The sequence below is a fragment of the Phenylobacterium sp. genome, from assembly GCF_031425575.1.
In the GTDB taxonomy this organism is placed as follows: Bacteria; Pseudomonadota; Alphaproteobacteria; order Caulobacterales; family Caulobacteraceae; genus Phenylobacterium.
The window spans coordinates 1-4,326 of record NZ_JANPJP010000247.1; the positions used below are offsets into that span (position 1 = coordinate 1).

General features: G+C 68.3%; 3 protein-coding genes. All 3 read left to right on the forward strand.

Translation table 11 applies throughout. The features are described 5' to 3' along the window. A partial coding sequence (locus RMO97_RS14170) for an electron transfer flavoprotein-ubiquinone oxidoreductase (RefSeq protein ID WP_310541694.1) occupies nt 1–1,461 on the forward strand: 1,461 nt, incomplete at its 5' end. 66 nt (nt 1,462–1,527) lie between these two features. Further along, nucleotides 1,528–3,219: a tetratricopeptide repeat protein gene (locus RMO97_RS14175; protein ID WP_310541695.1), complete on the forward strand. Its 1,692-nt coding sequence runs from the start codon at nt 1,528–1,530 to the stop codon at nt 3,217–3,219. Between the two features lie 117 nt (nt 3,220–3,336). After that, nucleotides 3,337–4,218, forward strand: coding sequence for a 4-(cytidine 5'-diphospho)-2-C-methyl-D-erythritol kinase (locus tag RMO97_RS14180; RefSeq protein ID WP_310541696.1), 882 nt, complete (start codon nt 3,337–3,339; stop codon nt 4,216–4,218). Nucleotides 4,219–4,326: the final 108 nt, after the last annotated feature.

The window sequence follows — 4,326 nt, forward strand, 5'->3', positions numbered from 1 at the left end:
CCGAACTGGCAAGAGCTGGGCGTTCCGCTGGAGACCAAGGTCACCCGCGACAAGTTCGTGATGCTCGGCCCGCAGGGCGAGCTGGACATCAGCTTCCTGCCCTTCCCCAAGTGGATGCTGAACCACGGCAACTACATCGCCAGCCTCGGCAACGTCTGCCGCTGGCTGGGCCAGCACGCCGAGAGCCTCGGGGTCGAGATCTATCCCGGCATGGCCGCCTCCGAGGTGGTCTATAACGAGGATGGCTCGGTAAAGGGTGTCGTCGCGGGCGTCTTCGGCGTCGGCAAGGACGGCCAGCCCGGCCCCGACTACCAGCCCGGCATCGAACTGCACGCCAAGTACACCTTCATCGGCGAGGGTGTCCGTGGCTCGCTCGCCAAGCAGCTGCAGGCCAAGTACGGCCTCACCGAGGGCCGCGATCCGCAGAAGTTTGGCATCGGCATCAAGGAACTTTGGCAGGTGCCGGACGCGGCCTTCGAGGCCGGCCTGACCCAGCACACCTTCGGCTGGCCGCTGGACAACGCCACCGGCGGCGGCTCCTTCATGTACCACTTCGGGGACAACTACGTGGCCATCGGCTTCGTGCTGCACCTGAACTACAAGAACCCCTGGCTGTCGCCGTTCGACGAGTTCCAGCGCTTCAAGACCCACCCGACGATCCGCGGCTATCTCGAAGGCGGCAAGCGCATCTCGTACGGCGCGCGCGCCATCACCGAAGGCGGATCGCAGTCCCTGCCGCAGCTCTACTTCCCGGGCGGCGTGCTGCTGGGCTGCTCGGCCGGCATGGTCAATGTCCCGCGCATCAAGGGCAGCCACAACGCGGTGAAGAGCGGCATGCTAGCCGCCGAGGCGGCCTTCGCCGCCATCGCCGAGGGCCGCTCGGGCGACGCGCTCACCAGCTACGAAGAGGCCTACAAGACGTCCTCGATCCACAAGGAGCTGTGGAACGTCCGCAACTTCAAGCCGCTGTGGTCGAAGTTCGGCACCATCCCGGGCCTGGTCCTGGGGGGCGCTGACGCCATGATCGCCACCATCTTCGGCGGCTGGTCGCCCTGGGGCACGCTGAAGCACGGCAAGTCGGACGCCGAGTCCACCGGCCTGGCCAAGGACTACAAGCCCATCGTCTATCCCAAGCCCGACAACGAGTTCAGCTTCGACAAGCTCTCGAGCGTGTTCCTGTCGGCGACCAACCACGACGAGAACCAGCCAGCCCACCTGAAGCTGAAGGACCCCAGCGTCCCGATCGAGGTGAACCTGCCCAGGTTCGCTGAGCCGGCGCGCCTCTACTGCCCGGCGGGCGTCTACGAGGTGCTCTACGACGAGGCCGGCCAGAACCCGAAGTTCCAGATCAACTTCCAGAACTGCGTCCACTGCAAGACCTGCGACATCAAGGACCCGTCGCAGAACATAAACTGGACCACGCCGCAGGGCGGGGACGGGCCCAACTATCCGAACATGTAGGGGAAAACGGCGCTGAGGCGCCTGCCAAGCTTGCGGCGCGGACGGAAAGCGGTGAGGTTCTGCCCCATGCGTAAACTGCTCGTCTGTGCCGCCCCGCTCCTCCTGCTGGCCGCCTGCGCCACGCAGCCAGCCGATGATCTCGCCAGCCTCTCGGATCCAGGCGGGTCCTCCTATGGTCTGTTCCTGGCTGGCCAGAGCGCCTTGAACGACGGGCGCGGCGCCCAGGCCGCGGCCTATTTCGAGCAGGCCCAGGCCGGCGGCGCGGAAGATGAACTGATCGCCGAGCGGGCGTTCACGGCCGCCATCCTGGCCGGGGACATCACCAAGGCCGCCGCGCTTGCGCCCTCCGGCGAGTGGTCTTCGGAATCCGGCAAACGGCTGGGCCGCGTGGTCAAGGCCGTGGAGGCCATGTCCAACAACCAGGGCAAGGCCGCAAAGGCCCTGTTGACGCCCGAGGGCATGGGGTTCCCGCACAAGGGCGCTGCGGCCCTGTTGAGCCCCTGGGCCTCGGCGATGGCCGGTGACGCGGAGGGCGCGGTAACGCGGCCCGAGCTGCGCAACGACAAGATCGTCGAGTATTTCGGCCTGCTGGGTCAGGCCTTCCTCTTTGAGCGCGCCAAGCGCTACGACGAGGCTGAGACCGACTTCAAGACGCTCACCGGCGGCGAAAGTCCCGGCGACCTGGTCCTGCTGGCCTATGGCGGCTTCCTGGAACGGCGCGGCAAGCGGCTCGATGCGATCGCGGTGTACGACAAGGGGCTGGCCTCCGAGCCGTCCAACTCCATCCTGCTGGCCGCAAAGGCGCGCGCCGCGGCGGGCAAGTCGGCCCCGCCGGCGCCGACTCTGCGCCAGGGCGCGGCGCAGGCGTTGATGCCGCCCGCGGCCAGCATGCTCGCCGCCAAGCAGGAACAGATTGGCCTGGCCTATCTGCGTCTGGTCCTGCGGCTGGATCCGAACCGCAACGACGCCTGGCTGATGGTGGGCGACCTTATGGAGACCGCGGGCGATCTCGAGGCCGCCCGCGAGGCCTACGCCAAGCCCAGGCCTGGCTCGCCCGAATACGCCGCGGGCCGCGCCAAGCTGGCCTGGAGTTATCTAAAGGCCAAGGACAACGAGACAGCTCTGAAGATGGCCCGCGAGGCCGCCGCCTCGGGCGATCTGGACTCCAAGGTCACCCTGGCCGACATGCTGCGGGTCAACGAACAGTATCCCGAGGCCATCCAGATCCTGACCGAGGTGATCGCGGCCCGGCCCGGCGACTGGCGGCTGCTCTATTCGCGCGGGGTGAACTATGACCGTGCGGGCCTCCTGAAGGAGGGCGAGGCCGATCTTCGCGCCGCTCTCAAGATCCGCCCCGACGACAGCGAGATGCTGAACTATCTCGGCTATACCTGGATTGACCGCGGTGAGCACCTGCCCGAGGCCCTGGGCATGGTCCAGCGGGCTGCGGCCTCGAACCCGAAATCCGGAGCTATCATCGACAGCCTCGGCTGGGCCTATTACCGGCTCGGCGACTACAAGAAAGCCGTCGAGAAGCTCGAGGAAGCCATTGAGCTTGAGGCCGGGGACCCGGACATCAACAACCATCTGGGCGACGCCTACTGGCGTGTCGGTCGCCGGGATGAGGCGACATTCCAGTGGAAGCGGGTCCTGACCCTCGACCCTGACGCCAAAATGAAGGCCGAGGTGACGGCCAAGCTGGCCTCTGGTCTGGGCCCAGCAGGGCCGGCCCAGAGCCCCCGCGTCGCCGGACCCTAGAGCATGTCAGGCGCAAGTGGGCGCCGGTTCGCCGCCCGGACATGCTCTAGAGTCAAGAAGATAGACCCTTTTTATCCGATCAGGTTGATTCAACCTGATCCGGAAAGGGTCTAGGCCATGGCCGGCGACACCCTGGCGCCCGCCAAGATCAACCTTTTCCTGCACGTCGGCGCGCCGGGCGCTGACGGCTATCACCCGATCTGCAGCCTGATGGTCTTCGCCAACGCCGGCGACCGGGTGACCCTGCACGACGGCGACGCCCTGGCCGTGAAGGTGCGGGGCCCCTTCGCCGGCCAGCTGGCGGGGGAGGGCGACAACCTGGTCCTGCGCGCCGCCCGCGCCCTGCTGGCCAAGGCCAGGGGGCCGCAGGCGCTGAGCGCCTTCACCCTGGAGAAACGCCTGCCGGTGGCGGCGGGCCTCGGCGGCGGCTCCAGCGACGCGGGCGCGGCCCTGAGGCTGATGCGCGAGAACATGACCCCTCGCCTGGATGACGCCGAGCTGGAGGCCGTCGCCGCAGGCCTGGGCGCTGACGGCGCGGCCTGTCTCTGGGGCCGGCCGGTGGTGGCGGAGGGACGGGGCGAGCGGTTGTCACCTGCCCCTGGCCTGCCGATCCTGGAGGCCGTGCTGGTCAATCCCGGCGTCTCGGTTTCGACCCCCGCGGTCTACGGCGCCTTTGACGCGGCCTGCGCCTTCGGAGATGTCGAGCCGCCGCCCATGCCCGAGGCCTTCGAGAGCGTCGAGGAGGTGGCGGGCTGGCTCGCCACCATGCGCAATGACCTGGAGGCGCCCGCCGTGGCCCTGGCCCCTGAGATCGGCGATGTGCTGGCCACGCTCTCCGACGAGCCCGAGGCCCTGATCGCCCGCATGTCCGGCTCCGGCGCCACCTGTTTCGCGCTGTGCCAGAGCGAGGTCGAGGCCGAGACCCTGGCCGAGCGGATCATGGCCATGAAGCCCGACTGGTGGGTCCAGCGCTGCCGCCTCGGCGGCCCCTGGGGCTGACCCCGTGGAGACGGCCCGACTGCGCCTGCGTCCCCTGACGCCGCACGATCTTGAATATCTGGTCGCGCTGCACGGCGATCCCCAGGTGATGGCCTTCGTCACCGGCGC